This is a genomic window from Candidatus Profftia tarda, from assembly GCF_904848675.1.
Classification (GTDB): Bacteria; Pseudomonadota; Gammaproteobacteria; order Enterobacterales; family Enterobacteriaceae; genus Profftia; species Profftia tarda.
The window spans coordinates 303,106-325,713 of the sequence record NZ_LR890047.1; the positions used below are offsets into that span (position 1 = coordinate 303,106).

The 22,608-nt window shown below is 33.4% G+C and carries 11 protein-coding genes; 10 read left to right on the forward strand and 1 reads right to left on the reverse strand.

Annotated features, from left to right (window positions below):
* Window positions 1-72 precede the first annotated feature (72 nt).
* The 8 genes from alaS to hemE all read left to right on the forward strand — a co-directional run bounded on the left by alaS (window position 73) and on the right by hemE (window position 16,033).
* Window positions 73-2,727: an alanine--tRNA ligase gene (alaS, locus tag KTT71_RS00755; protein WP_216782581.1), complete on the forward strand. Its 2,655-nt coding sequence runs from the start codon at window positions 73-75 to the stop codon at window positions 2,725-2,727.
* A 960-nt stretch (window positions 2,728-3,687) separates the two neighbouring features.
* Window positions 3,688-3,861 carry a carbon storage regulator CsrA gene (csrA, locus tag KTT71_RS00760; RefSeq protein WP_216782582.1) on the forward strand — a complete coding sequence of 58 codons (174 nt, stop codon included), beginning with the start codon at window positions 3,688-3,690 and terminating at the stop codon, window positions 3,859-3,861.
* Between the two features lie 1,366 nt (window positions 3,862-5,227).
* The gene (tdcC, locus tag KTT71_RS00765) at window positions 5,228-6,559 is read left to right on the forward strand and encodes a threonine/serine transporter TdcC (RefSeq protein ID WP_216782583.1); all 1,332 of its coding nucleotides are present in this window, start codon (window positions 5,228-5,230) and stop codon (window positions 6,557-6,559) included.
* A 1,235-nt stretch (window positions 6,560-7,794) separates the two neighbouring features.
* On the forward strand, window positions 7,795-10,458 hold the full coding sequence (gene aceE, locus KTT71_RS00770; protein WP_216782584.1) for a pyruvate dehydrogenase (acetyl-transferring), homodimeric type: 2,664 nt from the start codon (window positions 7,795-7,797) through the stop codon (window positions 10,456-10,458).
* 13 nt (window positions 10,459-10,471) lie between these two features.
* Window positions 10,472-10,636 carry a hypothetical protein gene (locus KTT71_RS00775; RefSeq protein WP_216782585.1) on the forward strand — a complete coding sequence of 55 codons (165 nt, stop codon included), beginning with the start codon at window positions 10,472-10,474 and terminating at the stop codon, window positions 10,634-10,636.
* Between the two features lie 48 nt (window positions 10,637-10,684).
* On the forward strand, window positions 10,685-12,184 hold the full coding sequence (locus tag KTT71_RS00780; protein WP_216782586.1) for a 2-oxo acid dehydrogenase subunit E2: 1,500 nt from the start codon (window positions 10,685-10,687) through the stop codon (window positions 12,182-12,184).
* Window positions 12,185-12,480: 296 nt separating this feature from the next.
* Window positions 12,481-13,905, forward strand: coding sequence for a dihydrolipoyl dehydrogenase (gene lpdA, locus KTT71_RS00785; RefSeq protein WP_216782587.1), 1,425 nt, complete (start codon window positions 12,481-12,483; stop codon window positions 13,903-13,905).
* A 1,063-nt stretch (window positions 13,906-14,968) separates the two neighbouring features.
* A complete protein-coding gene (gene hemE / locus KTT71_RS00790; RefSeq protein WP_216782588.1) occupies window positions 14,969-16,033 on the forward strand; it encodes a uroporphyrinogen decarboxylase in 1,065 nt (354 codons plus the stop codon).
* A gap of 466 nt (window positions 16,034-16,499) precedes the next feature.
* Here hemE and KTT71_RS00795 read toward each other — a convergent pair whose 3' ends face one another.
* Window positions 16,500-17,663 carry a serine hydrolase gene (locus KTT71_RS00795; protein ID WP_246543844.1) on the reverse strand — a complete coding sequence of 388 codons (1,164 nt, stop codon included), beginning with the start codon at window positions 17,661-17,663 and terminating at the stop codon, window positions 16,500-16,502.
* Window positions 17,664-19,104: 1,441 nt separating this feature from the next.
* Here KTT71_RS00795 and glmU point away from each other — a divergent pair.
* The gene (gene glmU / locus KTT71_RS00800; protein ID WP_216782590.1) at window positions 19,105-20,472 is read left to right on the forward strand and encodes a bifunctional UDP-N-acetylglucosamine diphosphorylase/glucosamine-1-phosphate N-acetyltransferase GlmU; all 1,368 of its coding nucleotides are present in this window, start codon (window positions 19,105-19,107) and stop codon (window positions 20,470-20,472) included.
* A 274-nt stretch (window positions 20,473-20,746) separates the two neighbouring features.
* Complete coding sequence (glmS, locus tag KTT71_RS00805; protein WP_216782591.1) at window positions 20,747-22,579, forward strand: glutamine--fructose-6-phosphate transaminase (isomerizing); 1,833 nt, start codon at window positions 20,747-20,749, stop codon at window positions 22,577-22,579.
* The last annotated feature ends 29 nt before the right edge of the window (window positions 22,580-22,608 follow it).

Genomic DNA, 22,608 nt, shown 5'->3' on the forward strand with positions numbered 1-22,608 from the left:
GAGCAACTATTAGTTAAATTAGAGATAGTCTAGTAAATTAATATAATTTTGGCCTAACTTTCGGAAATAATTATGAGAAATAGTAGCGCTGATATCCGTCAATCCTTTCTTGACTTCTATCATAGTAAAGGACATCAGATCTTGGATAGTAGTTCTCTAGTGCCTGATAATGACTCAACTTTGTTATTTACTAATGCCGGTATGAATCAATTTAAAGATGTATTTCTTGGCATTGATCAACCCAAATATTTTCGCGCAACCACTTGTCAACGCTGTATTCGTGCTGGTGGTAAACATAACGATTTAGAAAATGTTGGTTATACTGCTCGTCACCATACGTTTTTCGAAATGCTAGGTAACTTTAGCTTTGGAGATTATTTTAAGCGCGATGCTATTAAGTTTGCATGGGAGTTATTGACTAGCAAAAATTGGTTTGGCATACCTAAAGAAAAGCTCTGGATTACTGTTTACGAGACTGACGAAGAATCTTTTAATATCTGGGCCCACGAAATCAACATTCCTTGTAACAGGATTATTCGTATTGGCGATGACAAAGGTTTTCCTTTTGTTTCAGATAACTTCTGGCAGATGGGTGATACTGGTCCTTGTGGTCCATGCACTGAGATTTTTTATGATCATGGAGATCATCTTAGCGGTGGACTTCCTGGAAGTACTGAAGCAAATGGCGATCGTTATATTGAGATTTGGAACATTGTATTCATACAGTTTAATCGCCAGTCAGATGGTTTGATGATACCATTATCTACGCCCTCCGTTGATACAGGTATGGGTCTAGAACGCATTGCAGCTGTTCTGCAATGCGTTCATTCAAACTACGATATTGATATCTTCCGTGCTCTTATTAACGCAACTGCAGTAGTGATTGGCAGTTCTAATGTGTCTGGCATCTATATTAAATCTCTTCGTGTAATATCCGATCACATCCGGTCCTGCGCATTCTTGATTGCTGATGGCGTTCTCCCTTCTAATGAAGGACGTGGTTATACTTTGAGACGTATTATCCGTCGTGCGTTACGTCATGGTAATATTATAGGAACAAAAGATACTTTCTTCTATAAGCTAGTGAGACCGCTCATAGATATTATGGGCTTGACTGCTAATCATTTACGAAACAAAAAGTCAATGATTGAACGGATTATTAAGACTGAAGAGGAGCAGTTTGAACGAACTTTAGAGCGTGGTTTATTATTGTTAGATAAAGAGTTATCGAGACTTACTGGAGATACATTAGATGGTGGAGTAGCTTTCTGTTTATATGATACTTATGGATTTCCTTTGGATCTAACTATTGAAGTTTGCTATGAGCGTAATATAAAAGTGGATCAAATAGAATTCGAAAGATTAATAGAAGAACAACGTTATCGTGCGCGTACATATAGCAGTTTCAACGTTGACTACAGCAGAATAATTTGCGTTAATCATCAATCTATTTTTTCTGGTTATGAGTATATTAAGCAAAGCTCTACTGTCACTGCACTTTTTCGTAATGGTCAGTCAACTGAGGTTATAAATTCTGGAGAAGAGGGAATTGTTTTTTTAAACGAAACTCCTTTCTATGCAGAGTCTGGCGGTCAGATTGGTGATCAAGGTGAGCTGATTGCATACAATATGCGTTTCCTTGTTACTGATACTCAAAAATATGGTCCGGCAATCGGTCATCATGGAAATATTAGTGAAGGCTTACTGAGGGTGGGTGATATCGTTGACGCTAACATTAACAAATTTCGTCGTCTATGTATTAGTTTGAACCATTCGGCAACTCATTTGTTGCATGCTGCATTACTTCAAGTTCTAGGAGATCATGTGTCTCAGAAAGGCTCTTTGGTAAGCGATTCTAGCTTGCGTTTTGATTTCTTTCATTTTGAACCTATTAAATGTAATGACATTTATCAGGTAGAAGATATTGTAAATTCGCAAATTCGTCTTAATTTACCAATTACGGCTCAGATGATGGATCTAGAAACCGCAAAAACAAAGCACTCAAAATTTTTTTTGAATAAGCAGTATGACAAAATAGTTCGTGTCTTAAGCATAGGAGATGTCTCGAGTGAGCTTTGTTGTGGTACTCATGCAAATCAGACGGGTGATATCGGTTTATTCCGTATCATGTCTGAAACTGGTATTTCTTCTGGTGTACGTCGTATTGCAGCAGTAACTGGAGAGTATGCAATAGATATTATGCATCAAGATGTTAAGATTATTCGTGAATCAGCGTCCTTACTCAAGAGTGATAGATATCGTATATTAGACAAAATAATAGCATTGATTAAGAATAATAGTCAGTTAGAGAAAGAATTGCAACAGTTTAAAGAACAGAAAGCTATCCAGGATAGTGCTGTACTATGCAGGTATATTGTTGATGTAGGTGGTGTGAAGATGTTAGTGAAACATTTAGATAACGTAGAAGCAAAAATACTACGATCGATGGTTGATGAACTTAAGAATAAGCTCGGTTCTGTTGTCGTAGTTTTATCTGCGTCTTTCAAAGGAAAGATTAGCTTGGTAGTAGGTGTTAGCAAAGATCTTACAGATAAAGTGCATGCTTGTTCAATAATATCTATGCTTATTAATAAAATTGGCGGTAAGGGCGGCGGACGTGATGATATTGCGATGGCTTCTGGTAGCAATGCCGCTTCATTGCCGCAAGCTTTGAATGATTTAAGCTCATGGATAGCAACCAAGTTATCATTTAAAATTATTGAATAATAAATTCATATTGTATTATGATTTATATATTTTCTTTAAAACTGTCATTACAACAAATATTATTCACTACACAATTAAGTTCATAAATTATCTAATATTTTAAGTAATAATGGCAATAAATATTTGCTATGAATAATTACTTATTCAGTGCTATGCTTGTTTTATATTATTTGCTTGTATTGCCTTTGATGATTATTAAATAAATTTAATTTTTAATGATCTTTCTATTTAGTAATTACTATTTTATCTTTAAATTTTAGACTAAAAATATTGTAATAAATTATAGGAAAATCGAGATATATTTAAAATAAAGCTCTGGTTTATAATAGTGATTTTAATATATCCTATTATAATAATATATAGAAAGCTTCTCAAGGATTGAGGAGTAGTTGCGTCCATCATTATAATTATATAATCTAATATTAGCATTATTTTGAGTTGTAGTTCATATTTTATTCAGCACATCAAAATCTATGGATGTCTGATCATTGCGAATGATTATTGCTCGTTTAATAAAGTGCTAGGAGAGATCATGAGATCTTAAACAGGATAATCATCCTATTTTTTGGTTTAGCATGTAAATTGCCTCATAAATATTTTTTGCATTATTATTTATTGAGATGAGTTATGGTGTATAGTTTATTTTTATTCGTACTATCTATTCAATTTAATTCAATATCGATATATTTAATAAGGAACTATCGTATTATTTCTCAGCAATTTTAGTCTTCTCTCGTATTTTGATAACTGTTAGATTCAAGAAAATTGAATATATTCATCACATATACTTCATAAATATCTCTATCTTGGACAAGAAGTTTTCTAAAACATATTTGCTAGCGCAAGAAGCAATTGATTATATCTTACTAAAATTATTATAGTTAAGTCTTAAAATAAAGAGTAGATAATGTAAGAATACTCAGATCCCTGATCTATAATTGATATCTCAAGGAGCAAAAAATGCTAATTTTGACTCGTCGAGTAGGTGAGACACTCATGCTTGGTGATGAGGTAACGGTTACTGTATTAGGTGTTAAAGGAAATCAAGTTCGTATCGGTATAAATGCCCCGAAAGATATTTCGATCCATCGTGAAGAGATTTATCAACGCATTCAAGCTGAAAAGTCTCAATAGATGGATGATAAATTATTTAAGATACACTGCACAAGTGTATCTTGGCACTAACGTCAGATTGCTATCTCTGCTGAAATTATATTTCTCATCTGATTTTTATTTTATATTTCCTGCCTATTTTATTGTGTTTTCGTATCTATGATATTATGGTATTGTTATTATATGAGCATGATATTATGTGTTTTGTAAACATAGTTTTAACTTAGTTTCTCCTCATAATAGGTAATTTCGCTTTAAAGTTAGCCAACTCTAAAAGAGCTTAATGAAGCCAGATAACTAAGACCCTTGTTAGGGTCTGGTTATTTTTTCTTGGGTTAAGTAATATTACATTATTCCTTCTAAAGGCTGTAATTCTTTAGTTAAATATCACTATATGCATGATTGCGAATCATACTAATGATTATAAATATTATAATTATATTAAATAATTAATATTATTAGCAATTTTTATTAATGATATTTGAACATACAAAAATAGTTGTATACTGCCTTTATAATTATGTGATGGATAAGTAAAAGATATGATAAATCTAATTATAAAATAATAATTTTTCTAGAAATCAATTAATATAAATTATTGACACAATTTTTGAGATCTTTGTGAAGATCATGCCAAGTTTAATAGTACAAATATAATAATCAAATATCAATAATATTAGACATCACATATATCCTATTCCAGGATGGTTTAGGAAGTTACGCATAACTTATGATATATCTTTTACCCCTTAGCAATAAAAAGAAAGACATTTCTAAACAATTACCTGCGAAAGCACTTATTCACTATAATACAAATTATAATATGAAGCAGTAGCAAAGATATTTCAGTAAAACAATCAGGATATTACTAATTTATTTGTTAAAAATAGTATTCTATGGTTTGCAATTTTTATTGCGTCTACATAGCAGATAGACATAAGGTTAAGGCATATTTAGTAATGTCGGTTATCAAAGTAATTAATATATCATAACACTATCTGTAAGTAATGATCGTTATAGAGCTTGCATATGTGGAATATACTAGTTTTGTTAATATAAAAAACACGCAGATTCTGAAAGGTTCAAATATCTTGTGTTGTTATTGGAGTTCACCTAAACATTACTGTTTATTGATTGCTCTTTTGATAGAAGATATCTTAAATTAAAATACTAGTATGTCGGTATGTGAGGCAAGATTTATATGTAATTTTAAGCTTTAAAACTTAACAAGAAGATTCTTGTCCTCGCACTCTCAATAGAAATCTTGAATTATTCGTAATATCTGAGATAACAGTATTACATTATGCGCACTAAAAATCTGATAGGACCTGGTTGACTCTTAGCGATATCAATATAAATATAGAGAAAATCGGTAAGGAATTACATTATGAGTATAAATACTATCACTTGTGCTAAGAAAAACTCCAAATGGAGAAAATCAGATACTACGTGGACACTAGGTTTATTTGGTACAGCAATAGGAGCAGGTGTTTTGTTTTTCCCCATACGTGCTGGTTTTGGAGGTTTAATCCCAATTCTGATCATGTTTCTTATGGCTTATCCTATTGCTTTTTTATGCCATCGTGCATTAGCGCGTTTATGCCTTTCTGGTAGTAATATTTCAGGAAATATTACCGATATTATTGAAGAACATTTCGGTAAAATAGGTGGGGTAATTATTAATTTCTTATACTTTTTTGCAATTTGTCCACTTTTATGGATTTACGGTGTTACCATAACCAATACCTTTATGACGTTCTGTGAACATCAGCTGCAAATAATGCCATTACACCGTGGTTTTGTTGCATTGTTTCTATTGATGGCGATGGCTATTATTATATTTTTTGGTAGAGATTTAATGGTGAAGGTAATAAGCTTTTTAGTCTTTCCCTTTATTACTAGTTTAGTTTTAATTTCTTTATCTTTAATTCCTTACTGGAATACTTCTGTATTTGATCAGATCAGTATCAATAGGGTCTCTTTGCTGGGTCCTAACGGCATCCTAATTAATATCTGGCTAGGTATTTCGATTATGGTTTTTTCTTTTAATTTTTCTCCTATTGTTTCTTCTTTTGTAGAGTCAAAACGTCAAGAATACGAGTCTGAGTTTGGTCCTAAATTTACTGAAGAGAATTGCTCTAAAATTATCTCTCGTGCCAGTATACTGATGGTTGCTGTGGTAATGTTTTTTGCTTTTAGTTGTTTGTTTACTATGTCTCCAGACATGATTGCTGATGCGAAAAAGCAAAATATTACGGTTCTTTCTTATCTAGCTAACCACTTTTCTTCTATGTCTGGTGGAAAATCAATATTCTCAACTGTGTTAGAATGCAGTGCTTCACTGATTGCTCTAGTTGCTATCTTTAAATCTTTTTTCGGTCACTATCTGGGAACATTAGAAAGTATGAATGGCCTGATTCTTAAGTTTGCTTATAAAGGAGATAAAGAGCATTTAACTAACAAGATAAACCTTATCAGCATGTTCTTCATAATGGGATCGACTTGGGTAGTTTCTTATATCAATCCTAATATCCTGAACTTGATTGAATCCATGGGTGCTCCTATCATATCATCCTTATTGTGTTTGTTGCCCATGTATGCAATTCGTAAAGTACCTGCTTTATCTAAATATAAAAATAAACCAGAAAATTATTTTATAAGTATAGTTGGTATTCTTACTCTCCTAAATTTTTTCTATAAAATTATTTATTTTTTTTAAAAAATGTAAATCATAGAGTGACTGAGCATAACAAAACCACTTCATATCATACATGATGATCCATAATTACTTGGAAGTTTTTAGTCACATTCTCTTGGGAATAAATTACAGTTATTATGTGATATGCTTTTTGCTTTTAATAGATACAAGAGATGGTCAGAAATCATAATATATTGTTTGGATAATCAAGTATTTTAACTGTTAAGTTTTTCGGACGTGATAATCAAGATATGATCATCTAAAATATCTAGGTAAATGTCTAATAAGAAATCTATTTAATTAATTTAGTGAAAATCAATATAATGATGGGTGTGTATCTCATTATCAAAACCTTATGGGGTAATAAAATATAATGTTATGATAAACAAAAAGATATGTTATGCCTATAGAAAATGTGCTGATTAATTATTATATATATTCAAGATCTTTAGAGTTTTTGTCTCTAATATATTGCAATTGTATTCTCAAAGAATTGATTTGTCTTTTTGCAAGATTGAACGATACTTCAGATGCGTGTGTGAAAGTATGATCTAAGCATGACAATATAAAAATTTATTTTAAATACTTATAACAATAATTTCGTTTTTAAAAAACGAATGATTTTATTTATATAAGCAAAATAATAGGGGAGGCAAAGTGAGTAAATAAATACGTATCATAGAAAAAAATATCTCTGCATCTGTTCCCCTATTGTCATTTTTGTCAATAAATTATTTTTTATATAGTATTTTACTAAAATATTAAACAGAATCTTGAATTTATTAACTTACATTTCAACATGTAATAAACACACATATATACAAACTAACAGTGCTATGATTTAGAGATTATATTAGTAAAATAATGCAAAATATAACGCTGATCGCTTTTGTTAGCTGTCATTAGATTAGAGGTTATTATTCTATATGTTAATTGTATAATCAGGTTGTTACTGAAACCAGTTAATATATTAATTTCAGAACATTTAAGTCTCTGCAAACTATTGTAAGAGTTTATTCCTCTGATATACTATTTTATAGTAACTCTGCTAGTAAGCAAAAGTTTATGTTCATCTATTTAAAATAAAAAATAATATATTCAAACTAAATTCTATTATTCAGGAGTCTTCATGCACTAAATCACTATAGGTTGTATATAATTGATAGGTTTTAGAGAATAGACGTACTTTAGCGCTCGAAGTGATTTAGCTGCAGAGGAAGATAAAGCGATTCTCATACTAAAATAAGGAATGTACCATGTCAGCATATTTCAAAAATGACGTGGACCCAATCGAAACCTGTGATTGGGTGCTGGCAATTGAATCTGTTCTCCGCAAGGAAGGTGTGGATCGTGCTCAGTATTTGATTAATAAGTTGTTAGCTGAGGTCCATAAAACAGGTGTAAACATACCTACTGAAGATATGAGTCGCAATTACGTTAACACTATACCTCTAGAGGATGAACCTACATATCCAGGTAATATAGATCTAGAATATCGCATCTGTACAGCAATTCGCTGGAATGCAATTATCACCGTCTTACGTGCATCGAAAAAAAATCTAGAACTAGGCGGTCATATTGCTTCTTTTCAATCTTCCGCTACTTTATATGAAGTGTGTTTTAATCATTTTTTTCGAGCCCGCAATCAGATAGACGGTGGAGATTTAGTGTACTTTCAAGGTCATATTTCTCCTGGTATTTATGCTCGTGCCTTTCTTGAAGGTCGTCTTACAGAAGAACAGCTAAATAACTTCCGTCAGGAAGTCCACGGCAAAGGATTATCTTCTTACCCGCATCCTAAATTGATGCCTGAATTCTGGCAGTTCCCGACTGTATCGATGGGTTTAGGACCAATTAGTGCAATCTATCAAGCTAAGTTTTTAAAATACTTAGAGCACAGGGGTCTAAAAGATACCTCTGAACAAAGAGTGTATGCTTTCTTGGGTGATGGTGAGATGGATGAGCCGGAATCTAAGGGCGCTATTACTATAGCAACCCGGGAAAAACTAAATAACCTATGTTTTATTGTAAACTGTAATCTGCAGCGTTTGGATGGACCAGTAACCGGAAATGGTAAAATATCTAATGAATTAGAAGATATATTTATAGGTGCTGGCTGGAATGTCATCAAGGTTATATGGGGAGGGCGCTGGGATGCACTCCTGCGTAAAGACACCACCGGTAAACTAATAAAATTGATGAATGAAACCCCGGATGGGGACTACCAGAATTTTAAATCTAAAGATGGTGCTTATGTTCGTAAACATTTCTTTGGTCGTTACCCTGAAACAGCTGCTTTGGTCAAAGATATGAGCAATGAAGATATATGGCTATTAAACCGTGGTGGTCATGATCCTAAAAAAATTTATGCTGCACTAAAACAAGCAAGACAAAATAAGGATCAAGCAACTATCATTCTAGCACACACGATCAAAGGTTACGGGATGGGTGAGAGTGCTGAAGGTAAGAATATTGCACACCAAGTTAAAAAAATGAATATGAGTAGCTTGCGTCAATTTCGTGATCGTTTTAACGTACCCGTAGATGACTATGATATAGAAACATTACCATATGTTACCTTCGATAAAGATTCCGAAGAGTTACGCTACATACATAAACGTCGTCAAGAGCTGCACGGCTACTTACCAACGCGACTGAGCCACCTCTCTAAAAAACTAGAGATACCACCTCTATCAGAATTCAGCTCTCTATTGCAAGAACAAAAGAAAGAAATTTCTACTACAATAGCGTTTGTTCGTTCTCTAAATATTATCTTGAAAAATAAGTTAATTAAAGATTATATAGTTCCAATTATAGCCGACGAAGCGCGCACTTTTGGTATGGAAGGCCTATTCCGTCAGATTGGTATCTACAATCCAAATGGCCAACAGTATATTCCTCAGGATCGAGAACAAATTACTTACTACAAAGAAGATCAGAAAGGTCAAATTCTGCAGGAAGGTATAAATGAATTAGGAGCAGCATGTTCTTGGTTAGCGGCCGCTACTTCATATAGTACCAATGATCTACCAATGATTCCGTTTTACATTTATTATTCTATCTTTGGTTTTCAACGTATTGGTGACTTATGCTGGGCAGCTGGTGATCAGCAAGCTCGTGGATTCCTGATAGGTGCCACTGCAGGCCGTACTACATTGAACGGCGAAGGTCTTCAGCACGAAGATGGTCATAGCCATATTCAATCTCTAACCATTCCCAACTGCATTTCTTACGATCCAGCATACACTTACGAAGTTGCAGTAATTATTCATAATGGCTTAGAGCGCATGTATGGCGAACAGCAAGAAAATGTTTATTATTATATTACTACCATGAATGAGAATTACCACATGCCCGCGATGCCGCAGGGTGCAGAAGAAGGTATACGTAAAGGTATATATAAACTAAAAACTATCAAAGGTAGTATAGGTAAGGTACAGCTACTAGGATCAGGAGCTATCCTACGTCAGGTTCTTGAAGCTGCTAAGATTTTAACTGAAGAATATAACATAGGTTCTGATATATACAGCGTAACTTCCTTCACTGAGTTAGCACGTGATGGCCAGGATTGTGAGCGATGGAATATGCTGCACCCAAAAGAAGCCCCAATGGTACCCTATATTGCTCAAGTGATGAACGATACTCCAGCAGTTGCCTCTACTGACTATATGAAACTATTCGCAGAACAGGTTTGTAAGTACATTCCAGCTAGTTATTATCAAATACTAGGTACTGATGGTTTTGGTCGTTCAGATAGTCGTGTAAATTTGCGTCATCACTTTGAGGTGAATGCTGATTACATTGTTGTGGCTGCATTGAGTGCATTAGCTAAATGTAGGAAAATAGACCCTTCTTTAGTCATTGATGCAATTAAAAAGTTTAATATTAACCCAGAAAAAATTAGCCCACGTTTAGCGTAATAAATAGAAAATTATGCCTATGCAAATTACTTTATCTGATATTGCTGCTAAAACACTTGAAGTGACTAAAGTTATGTTAAAATTAGGTGATAGCATAAATCTAGAGTATTCTTTAATTATTATTACAGGCACGGATTATGCAAGAGAAATCCCTCATCACTACGACTGCTATAGTTAATACAATAAAGTTTCAGTAAGTAATTAGATGAAAACTGGTAAATAGATTATGATATTAAAAGACGAGGTCTTAAGACATCATGTCCTTAAGAATATTGAATTGCCGGACATTGGTGCCGATGAAGTTGAAGTTACTGAAGTGATGGTAAAGGTTGGTGATATTCTTGAACTAGAGCAATCTATCTTAACTGTAGAAGGTGATAAAGCCTCTATTGAAATTCCATCCCCGTTTTCAGGGATGGTTAAAACAATTGAGGTTGAGATAGGTGATAAAGTCAGTACTGGTTCTCTTCTCATTATTTTAGTGCTTTCTTCTGAGGTGCCAAATGATATTACCTGTGATTCTTCCATAGACTCCGCAGGGATTAAAGATATTGAAGCTTTACAGAATACTGATCTAGTTGAAGCTACCGAAATGATGGTAAAATTTATCGATAACCCTGTATTTGAACAAAAAATAAATATTTTAGAAGACAAAAAATTAAAAACTGATAGTTCTCGTATGAGATCATACGAACAAGACCGTAAAGTATTAAGTAATAATACTAACGTTGAAGAGGAACCAGAATATCTGCCTGAGTCATCTGTATCAACTAATTCTAAAATTGATTGTGTTCAAGACAACACTGATATTCACGCAACCCCAATAATACGGCGTTTAGCCCGTGAATTAGGCGTTAACCTGGTAAATATTAAAGGTTCTGGCCGTAAAGGTCGCATCATTCGGGAAGATGTTTATGGTTATTTAAAAGACGCCTTAAGACGCGTGGAATCTACTAAAAAAGTCTTTGGTATTAGTGCCCTGCAAGAAATTTTACCTTGGCCGAAACTAGATTTTCATAAGTTCGGTGAAACAGAAGAAGTTGCGCTCTCTCGTGTCCAGCAAATTTCTGCTGCTAATTTAAGTCGTAACTGGTTAATCATTCCACATGTTACGCAGTTCGAAGAAGTAGATATAACGGATCTTGAAAAATTCCGTAAACAACAGAATACTGAAGCTAAAACTAAAAAACAAGATTTGAAACTAACTCCTTTGGTGTTTGTTATGAAGGCTGTCGCTAAGGCTTTAGAAAAATTTCCACATTTCAACAGCTATCTGTCTGAGGATAGAAAAAAGATTCTCTTAAGGAAATATATTAATATTGGTATAGCTGTCGATACACCAAACGGTCTAGTTGTTCCGGTCTTTCGTCAAGTCAACAAAAAAGGCTTAATTGAGCTGTCTTACCAATTATCGTTGACTTTTAAAAAAGCACGTGATGGTAAGCTATCTTTATCTGATATGCAAGGTGGCTGTTTTACTATCTCTAGCCTTGGTAGTATAGGGGGTACTGCATTTACACCAATAATAAATGCGCCAGAAGTAGCAATTTTAGGGTTATCAAGATCATCAATGAAACCGGTATGGAATGGTACAGAATTTGTTCCACGACTGATATTACCTCTATCTATGTCCTTCGACCATCGTGTTATAGATGGCGCTTCAGGTGCTCGTTTTATGGTGTACATTGCGAACATTATGTCTGATATTCGCCGCTTGATTCTTTAAGCGGAATAAGAAATGAACAAATTGGTTTTTACAAAACATTTGAATTTATTTATAATATAGTTCAGCATAATTTAATCACGTTTTTGCTGTATACACTAAACTTTTATAAAATTGTTAACAATTTTTAAACCATAATGCAAGCGATATCCTTCTGGTATTTCCAGAGCGATAAGTTATTATCCATGTCTATCGCTATAATCTAATAGTGTAAGAGTGCTTTACTCAATCATGACGCCGGCATTTATGTTATACATATTAATTATGTCTTACTATCTGTATATATCACAGGAGTCATAATGAGTAATACAATTAATACTCAGGTCGTAGTGTTGGGCGGGGGGCCAGCAGGTTACTCTGCTGCTTTTCGTTGCGCTGATTTAGGTTTAGAAACTATTATTGTAGAACGTTATTCCACTTTAGGTGGAGTATGTTTAAATATTGGGTGTATCCCCTCTAAAGCCTTACTGCATATAGCTAGAGTGATCGAGGAAACCAAAAAAATATCTAAACATGGCATCTTTTTTGGCAAACCACAAATTGATATAAACAAAGTTAGGAGTTGGAAAGAGAATATTATTAGATACTTGAATAACAGTTTATCTAGTATGGCTAAAGGCCGTCAGGTTAAAGTGGTTAATGGGATAGGTAAATTTATCAGTGCTAATACCTTACGCGTTGAATGTGAACATAGTGAAACTTTAATTAACTTCGATTACGCCATTATAGCCGCTGGTTCTCATGCAATGCAGTTGCCATTTATTCCACGCGAAGATCCACGGGTGTGGAATTCTACTGATGCATTAGCTCTTAAATCAATCCCAAAACGTTTACTTGTTATGGGAGGCGGCATTATAGGTTTAGAAATGAGCACTGTGTATCATTCGTTAGGTTCTCATATTGACCTAGTAGAAGTTTGTGATCAGATTATTCCTGCTGCTGACAAAGATGTTGCAAGAGTACTGCATAAGCATATTAGTAAGCGGTTTAACTTGATGTTAGAAACAAAAATTACTGCTGTAGAACCAAAAGAAGATGGTATATATGTCACGATGGAAGGTAAAACAGCACCTAATGAACCGCAGCAGTATAATGCACTTTTAATTGCTATAGGTCGTCTCCCTAATGGTAAATTGATAGACGCGTGCAAAGCATCGGTTCAAGTTGATTCGATTGGTTTTATCCATGTGGACAAACAGTTACGTACTAATGTACCACATATATTTGCTATCGGGGATATTGTTGGCCAGCCAATGTTGGCTCATAAAGCAATTCACGCTGGTCACATAGCCGCTGAAGTTATTGCCGGTATGAATCATACTTTTGATCCTCAGGCGATTCCTTCAATATCTTATACAAACCCGGAAGTTGCTTGGGTCGGTATAACAGAGAAAGAAGCAAAAGAATCGGGGATCAGTTTTGATACTGTAATATTTCCTTGGTCTGCTTCTGGCCGTGCTATTGCATCTGATAGTGCTGAAGGCATTACTAAACTAATATTTGATAAAAGATCAAAACGCATAATAGGCGGTGCGATTGTTGGCGCTCATGGTAGCGAACTTTTGGGTGAAATAGGCCTAGCTATAGAAATGGGCTGTGAATCTGAAGATATTGCTTTGACTATCCATGCACACCCAACTTTGTATGAGTCTGTTGGTTTAGCTGCAGAAATATACGAGGGTAGTATTACTGATTTGCCTAAGTCTTATTATTTTAAGATATAGAGAATATAAATATAATAGAAATGATTGATATTAAAGATATTAAAATAATTAAAAATGATATCATGCTTTATCTATTTTAATTGATATTATCGTGTGTGTTTTACCTTATAATTTTTGTTTTTTGAGTAATATAGTTAAATAATTTCTAACGGATTATAGAAGTTAATTATAATTTTTAATTATTTCCCTTCTTTTGGTATTATGGATTTATTTTAATTATAAATTTTTAAACAGTTTTCATATTAGTATACACCTCTATAATTTATTATTTTAGATAAACTTAATATTATTAAGTATGTTAAATAACTTCATTATATTACATTTGCTCTTTTTTGTATTTTATGATTTAGATTGTATCTAGCATTTAATCTAAAATTTTGCATATGCAGAGCATATATAGGTCACTACCTTGTATTTATTCTATAGCTGCTAATACTTATTTTCGCGATATGTGATTGCAATTATTTATTTTATTAAATAAAAATATGATAAAATCAAGCAATTATTATATTATAATAGCAAAAAGCTCATGTATTATTATTTTGTTTTATATTTATTTCAGCAGTAAACAATCTTCTAGAGCTCATATCTCTCTTATATAAGTATTTAATATCTCTAATTTTGTATAACTCAACAACCTATCTTTAGTCTACAATCTGTTTCCGTAAAATGTACCTGTATTATTATATTTCATCAAAATAGACTGCACGATTCACTCTTGTAAAAAATATAAAATATAATTTTACTATTTTAGCTCTGAATATATTAAATAATATTGCTTATGTCCTCATTAATCTATGTACATTTAGCAGATATCATTAAATATTCAACCTATATTTATAGAACGAATATTATTAAAGAGAATATCCACTAGATACTTGTAGATTGTATCATTCAGAAAATCTTATTTGGTAAGCATCATGAAGATTATTATAGGTGATTGAATATAACTCTATAATTGCTAATTATGTATTTTCTTTTATTCAAGTAAGAAGCGGGTTATGAATTATACATCTCATACTTAATTATACAATTTTTAAGAGACTCTTTAGAGGCCCACAAGATGATTGAATTGAAGAATGATCGCTATCTGCGAGCACTACTGCGTCAGCCAGTAGATGTAACACCAGTATGGATGATGCGTCAGGCCGGACGTTATTTACCAGAATATAAAGCTATTAAAATTCAAGCTGGTAATTTTATGTCTCTTTGCAAGAATGCAGAGCTAGCCTGTGAAGTAACATTGCAACCATTACGCCGTTATGATCTGGATGCCGCGATTCTTTTTTCGGATATTCTGACTATTCCTGATGCAATGGGCTTGGGGTTATTTTTTGCAGAGGGAGAAGGTCCCGGCTTCTTATCTCCAATTCAGTGCAGAGCAGATGTTGAAAAGCTGTGTATCCCTGATCCTGAAGATGATCTAGGTTATGTTATGAATGCCGTACGCACCATCCGAAAAAATCTGGATGGTCAAGTACCTCTGATTGGATTCTCAGGAAGTCCTTGGACACTTGCAACTTATATGGTAGAATCTGGGAGCAGCAAAGCCTTCACAAAAATTAAAAAGATGATGTATGCTGAACCTGCAACTTTTCATTTACTTCTGGATAAACTAGCAGATAGTATTATTCTCTATCTTAATTCCCAAATTCTCTCGGGAGTTCAGTCGGTTATGCTTTTTGATACCTGGGGAGGGGTACTTAATCACTATGATTATCGTCTTTTCTCTCTGTATTACATTCAAAAGATCATAGATAGTTTAATCCGTAAAAATAATGGGCGTCGTGTACCTATAACACTTTTTGTGAAAAGTGCTTTTCAGTTATTAGAAGATATGGCAGAAACTGGCTGTGATGCTTTGGGATTAGACTGGAGTATAGACATCGCTGATGCTCGTCGTCGTGTTGGTCATAAAGTTGCGCTGCAGGGTAATATGGATCCGTCAGTTTTATATGCTCCAGTCAAGAGGATAGAGCATGAAGTATCGACTATTCTAGAAGGATTTGGTTATGGAACAGGACATGTTTTTAACCTTGGTCATGGCATTCATCAAGATGTATCACCAAATCATGTAGGAGTTTTTGTAGAAACTGTACACCGGTTATCGGGCAAATATCATCAGTAATATGGTTTGTCTATCGTGATTATTACGCTGCTAATATGTGTTATTTTTTAAAAATAGCTCAGTTATCCTGCATACTATAAATAATCTTTTTATGAAATGTATAACTTTTTTCTTGGTAGTGTTAGAAATCAAGCAATGCGTCTAAAATTAATTTTTAATAATAACTCAACATTATCAGAAAAATAGTAATAATCTGATATTTAATAAAATATATCAAAAAAAGATCTTGTCTATAATTTTAATTTTTTCATTCTACCTGCCACTAAAATAGCAGGTAGAATGAAAAATAAATAGTTACTTTTAGTCAATACATATCCCTTGAATTAATAAAAATTATTTTATTATCTATTCAGGATTTATTGATTCACCACAAATTCTCATTTCCTTCCTATAAGTTGACAAGAACTTGCATTACTTATCTTTTAAAGCAATATTAATTATTAGTTATTTTGTATGGTTTTGATTTTTAGTTTTCAATAAAACGCACTATTTTTTTAAAAAATATTTTGATATAATCAGCTATTATAATAAAGCAGTTACCTTTTTGAATCTGATTTAATACTACTAATGGAGTTTCTTTAATATTATAACCATCAAGCAGGAAGTGAATAGTACCTACGACTTCACTCTTTTTTAGAGGAGCATAAAGCTTGTCTGTATTCAGCTGATAGCTTGCTTTTAGATATTTTGTGCGGCCACGGGGAATTGTTATATAAACATCTTTGTTTACTCCAAGTTTCGAGTTATGGTTTTTACCAAACCATACTGGTTCTAAAGCAAATGTACATCCTTCGTGAAGTGGTCTAATAGTTTCAAATACATGAAAACCCCAAGTGAGTAATTTTTTGCTTTCTGTTTCCCGTTCTTTTGCGTTTTTTCCTCCAAGTACTGCAGATATCAAGCGCATCTTCCCTTGGGTTGCAGAAGCCACCAGATTGAATCCTGCAGATTTGGTATGACCTGTTTTTATCCCATCAATATTTATATCTATGTCCCATAATAGACCATTGCGATTTATTTGGTGAATATTATTAAACGTAAATTCTTTCTCTTTATATATAGAATATTCTTTAGGAACGTCACGAATAAGAGCCTGGCCAAGCAGGGCCATATCTCTAGCAGAAGTGTACTGTCCTTTACAGTCAAGACCATGAACATTTCTAAAATGAGTATTATACAAATGTAGGGACATAGCGTAGTTATTCATTAAATCAATAAATGCTTCTTGGCTACCGGAAACGTAATCAGCCATAGCAACGCATGCATCATTACCAGATTGTAGATTTATACCACGCATTAGTAGAGATACCGGAACATGATCTATTGGTTTTAAGAACATAAGAGACGAACCTTTAAATATTGGATTATTAGTTCCCCAGGCATCTTTTCCAATAGTAACTACATCTTGCTCTGTAATTTTTTTAGCTTTTATAGCTTTTCCAATAACATAACTAGTCATCATTTTTGTCAGGCTAGCGGGACTGCGTCGAGAATCAGCATGATATTCCGCAAGAACTTTGCCTGAATTGTAATCAATAAGTATATAGGCTGCAGCATTGATCTGGGGCACATCTAAAATCATGGGATTAGGACTCATTTTATGAGCATGAAGTAAATTAAGTATAACAATCTCTACAAGGCTGATAAGTGTAATATTTTTTGATCAAAAATAAATTGGTATGTTCTGATAAAAAGACATTAAATATCGACGGATAAAGTCAATAATAACTATACTATAACAGAATTAATGATTTATTATTTTATCACTAAGAAACTATATAATACTTTTCTTTTCGCAGAGATATCACTAAGTGATAGATATAAGTTCTTTTACTAAATTGCTATATCTTTTAAATAGTCTTTATAAATTATAAAATTTATAAAGAGCTCACAGTTATTAGATTTAACAGCAAAACATTATGGCATATAAATATCTTCAAGTTTTCGGCAAAATGATAGATACTAAGAACACTGGATATTCTTACTTGATTTATTTCTCAGTGGGAGTCATTGAATAAATAATACTTAACTAATCGTATCAGGTGAAGCAATATTTGATGCGATAATAATCTGTTGCGCGGTGTCTTAGGCAGAGTACCTTATATAAGCACTAATTAATATTAATATTATTTAAGAATCTAATCTTATATAGTCTCTAAAATTATTAGATTACTCAGCTAATATTTTAGCTGAGTAATCTCTTTTGCAGTAAAAAAAATTTTTGCCATATTTTGATTTATATCGCAGCTATAATAGCTCATACTTTAATATTAGTTTATAAGCATCTTGCTATATTGTTATATTAATTAGTTATTTTCTCTATTACCTTTCAGAGGTATTGAAGTCCTAATAAATAAATAAAAGCATTAAGGTAGTAAAATGATTTAGATGTATTAGTCTAATAATAGACATTTATGATAGGGTTAAATTGCGGAATTAACTCATGTAGATATTATAGATGAGTGTAAATGCCAAGTATAGAGAAGCGGTGATAATTGCATATGTCGTATTATTCATTTATATTTAAATGATATTATATTATAGATTATATTAATTTTGCTTTTTTGTTATATAATTAAATCAATATTTTTCTATAGTGCTTCATGAGAGATCAAGGTACCTGTAAGCAGCATATTATTGTATATCTATATTGATATAATGCATCTCATAAACATAAATTCCTTGAATGAATCACGAGTTATTTTAAATTGCGGGATACCAAGAACATTATAAGACAATTATTCTGTCTCCCTGAACTGTGATGACTTAGCAACAATTTTTTGATAGTAATTCTATTCTTCTACTTTCCATGTGCGACTATTTTAAATCCATTATCTGAACCTTATGAGACGATTTCATAAAAAAGTATTTGATAGATAGCTCAGTTCATAAGATTTAGGTTGTATCTATTATTTCTTTATTAATAGGTATTCTCCATCTAGCCAGATTAGAAGTATGATATATACATAATCAAGATTAATACGGCTTGCTGTAATTCTTCCTAGAAAATATTTGTTAATCATTTACTAAATAAAGTTATTTGCTTTTTAATTTTAATGAACAGGTTGCTTATGGCTCATACTAATTTAAGCGTTGTTATTCTTGCTGCCGGTCAGGGCACTAGAATATCTTCCGAGATTCCTAAGGTACTACATCATTTAGCAGGGAAGCCAATGGTTCAATATGTAATAGAAACTGCTTTGCAGTTGAATGCATATAAAATACATTTGGTCTATGGACACCGTGGAAATATTCTTAAAGAAAGACTATTTAAACAGCCTCTAAACTGGGTATTGCAAGAGGAACAGCTAGGTACTGGTCATGCAATGCAACAAGCTGCTCCATTTTTTTCCGATGATGAAGATGTTTTAATGCTTTATGGAGATGTACCTCTTATTTCAGAAGAAACTCTACAACGTTTATTAGCTATTAAGCCACATGGTGGAATTGGTCTGCTCACTATTAAGCGCTTAGACCCTGCCGGTTATGGGCGTATTCTTCGTAAGAAAGATCAGGTAATTGGAATTGTTGAAGATAAAGATGCAACTCCAGAAGAACAAAAAATCAATGAAGTTAATACCGGAATATTAGTTTCTAATAGCAAAGACTTAAAGCGTTGGCTGGGAAAACTAAATAATCATAATGCACAAGGAGAATATTATATTACAGATATAATTTCCTTAGCACATAAAGAAGGATGCCGGATTGATACTATTCATCCCGTGCGATCAATTGAAGTGCAGAATGTAAATAATTTTTTACAGCTATCCTCCTTAGAGCGCGAATATCAGTATCAACAAGCAAAAAAACTACTCTTGTCTGGAGTAATGATCTCTGATCCATCTCGTTTTGATCTTCGAGGTGAGTTGGTCTATGGTAGTGGTATCTATATTGATAATAATGTGACTTTTGAGGGGTGCGTTAAACTAGGTAATCGCGTACGTATTGATACAGGTAGTTTATTAAAAGACTGCATTATAGGTGATGATTGTATCATATTTCCTTATACTATTATTGAAAACTCAATTCTTGCACCAGAATGTACTATTGGTCCGTTTGCCCGCTTACGTCCAGGTTCTTATCTAGGTAAGAAGGCAAATGTTGGTAATTTTGTGGAAATAAAAAAAGTACATTTGGGTCAGTCATCAAAAGTTGGCCATCTCTCTTACTTGGGAGATGCTGAAATTGGTGATAATGTCAATATTGGCGCTGGTACTATTACTTGTAATTACGATGGTGTAAACAAACTGAAGACTATTATAGGTAATGATGTGTTCGTTGGATCTAACACACAATTAGTAGCTCCAGTAAATATCAGTAATAACGTTACCATTGGTGCTGGTACTACGGTAACTGAAAATATTGCTGAAAATGAATTGGTGATTAGTCGAGTCAAACAAAAACATATCCAAGGATGGAAACGTCCAGAAAAAATATAGGTAAGTAATAAAATAATGCATATTTTATAGAGATAAAGAGCTCTAGTTTATTATAGTATCTGTGTCTAAATTAAATATCCAAGTCTATATAATTATATAGGTATTATTTTAAATAAACGTTATGTATCACAAATAATTCAAGACAGAAAAATTTTAACATAAAACTAAGGAGAATAAATTGTAACTTCTACATCTTAAGGCAAAAATGAGAATTTATGGATAGAGAAATATAATAGCAAACTAATTGCTGTTCTTGTGATAGGGATCAAACACTATGTGTGGAATTGTTGGTGCAGTAGCTCTGCATGATATTTCAGAAATTCTCTTAGAAGGCATTAATCGGTTAGAATACCGTGGTTATGACTCTGCTGGACTAGCAGTAGTAGGAAGTCGAGGACATATACAACGTATCCGTTGTGTTGGAAAGGTAAAGACATTAATTGATGCTATTGCCAAGAATCCAATAAGCGGTGGAACTGGTATTGCCCATACTCGTTGGGCAACTCACGGGGAACCAACCGAACAAAATGCTCACCCACATATTTCTAAATATATTGCTGTAGTGCATAACGGTATTATCGAAAACCATCAATCACTTCGCTCTTTATTAATTGATCGCGGTTATGAATTTACATCTGAAACAGATAGTGAGGTAATTGCTCATCTAACTCACTGGGAACAAGAGCAATTTGGTGGATCGTTATTAGAAGTTGTTCAGCGTGTTATTGTGCAGCTTAAAGGTACATATGGTGCTGTAGTGATGGATAGTATTCACCCTGAACTCTTGGTTACTGCACGTTCTGGTAGTCCGCTAGTTATTGGCTGCGGTATTAATGCAAATTTTATTGCATCAGATCAGCTAGCACTTTTGCCAGTTACTCGTCATTTTATTTGTTTGGAAGAAGGTGATATTGCTACAGTTACTCATCATCAGGTAAAGATATTTGATAGAGATGGTACTATTGTTGATCGTGCTCGCATAAAAGTCAACATGAACTACGATGCTGGCGATAAAGGCGGATATTCCCATTATATGAAAAAAGAGATCTACGAACAGCCTTTAGCAATTAAAAGAACTCTTGAAGGTCGTTTTAGATACGGAAAAATTAATTTTAGCGAATTAGATAAAAAAGCTAATGCGTTATTAAGTAAAGTTGAGCACATCCAGATTCTTGCCTGTGGCACTTCATACCATGCAGGGATGGTAGCACGTTACTGGTTTGAATCTTTAAGCGGTTTGTCTTGTGATGTTGAGAGCGCCTCTGAATTCCGCTATCGCAAATCTGCGTCACGTAAAAATAGTTTGGTAATAACACTGTCTCAGTCTGGTGAAACTGCAGATACCTTAGCTGCGCTGCGCTTATCTAAAAAAAATGGTTATTTAGGTTCTTTAGCTATTTGCAATGTAATGAGCTCATCGCTGTTGCGTGATTCGGATTTAGCTCTAATAACTAAAGCTGGCACTGAGATTTGTGTTGCTTCAACAAAAGCCTTTACTACGCAATTAACAATGCTATTAATGTTAGTTGCTAGTATGGGTCGTTTGCACGATATGCCCATTAAATTAGAGCAAGAGATCATGCAAGCACTACAAGTACTACCTGCACGTATTGAACAGATGCTATTGATGGATTTAGATATTAAAAATATTGCCAAAGATTTTATAGATAAGCAACATGTACTATTTTTAGGACGTGGAGAGTTCTATCCTATTGCAATGGAAGGGTCGTTAAAGCTAAAAGAGATATCTTATATTCATGCAGAAGCCTATGCTGCAGGTGAATTAAAACATGGTCCGTTAGCTCTTATTGATCCTGATATTCCCGTGGTAGTCATGGCGCCTAAGAATAATTTATTAGAAAAATTGAAATCAAATATTGAAGAAGTTCGAGCTCGTAGTGGATTGCTTTATATCTTTTCTGATAAAGATGCTGGGTTCACTGATACTGCAGGGATGAAAATAATACCTCTACCCCATGCAGAAGAAATTATTGCCCCAATACTATATACTGTGCCGTTACAGTTACTCGCCTATCATGTTGCTCTAATCAAAGGTACCGATGTTGATCAGCCGCGTAATCTAGCTAAATCAGTAACTGTTGACTAAATAAAACTCGAGCAATATTGATCAAAGGT

What these genes read in the sequence shown, in the direction of transcription:
- alaS (WP_216782581.1), top strand. Translation starts at nt 73, where the DNA reads ATGAGAAATAGTAGCGCTGATATCCGTCAATCCTTTCTTGACTTCTAT.
- csrA (WP_216782582.1), top strand. Translation starts at nt 3,688, where the DNA reads ATGCTAATTTTGACTCGTCGAGTAGGTGAGACACTCATGCTTGGTGAT.
- tdcC (WP_216782583.1), top strand. Translation starts at nt 5,228, where the DNA reads ATGAGTATAAATACTATCACTTGTGCTAAGAAAAACTCCAAATGGAGA.
- aceE (WP_216782584.1), top strand. Translation starts at nt 7,795, where the DNA reads ATGTCAGCATATTTCAAAAATGACGTGGACCCAATCGAAACCTGTGAT.
- KTT71_RS00775 (WP_216782585.1), top strand. Translation starts at nt 10,472, where the DNA reads ATGCCTATGCAAATTACTTTATCTGATATTGCTGCTAAAACACTTGAA.
- KTT71_RS00780 (WP_216782586.1), top strand. Translation starts at nt 10,685, where the DNA reads ATGATATTAAAAGACGAGGTCTTAAGACATCATGTCCTTAAGAATATT.
- lpdA (WP_216782587.1), top strand. Translation starts at nt 12,481, where the DNA reads ATGAGTAATACAATTAATACTCAGGTCGTAGTGTTGGGCGGGGGGCCA.
- hemE (WP_216782588.1), top strand. Translation starts at nt 14,969, where the DNA reads ATGATTGAATTGAAGAATGATCGCTATCTGCGAGCACTACTGCGTCAG.
- glmU (WP_216782590.1), top strand. Translation starts at nt 19,105, where the DNA reads ATGGCTCATACTAATTTAAGCGTTGTTATTCTTGCTGCCGGTCAGGGC.
- glmS (WP_216782591.1), top strand. Translation starts at nt 20,747, where the DNA reads ATGTGTGGAATTGTTGGTGCAGTAGCTCTGCATGATATTTCAGAAATT.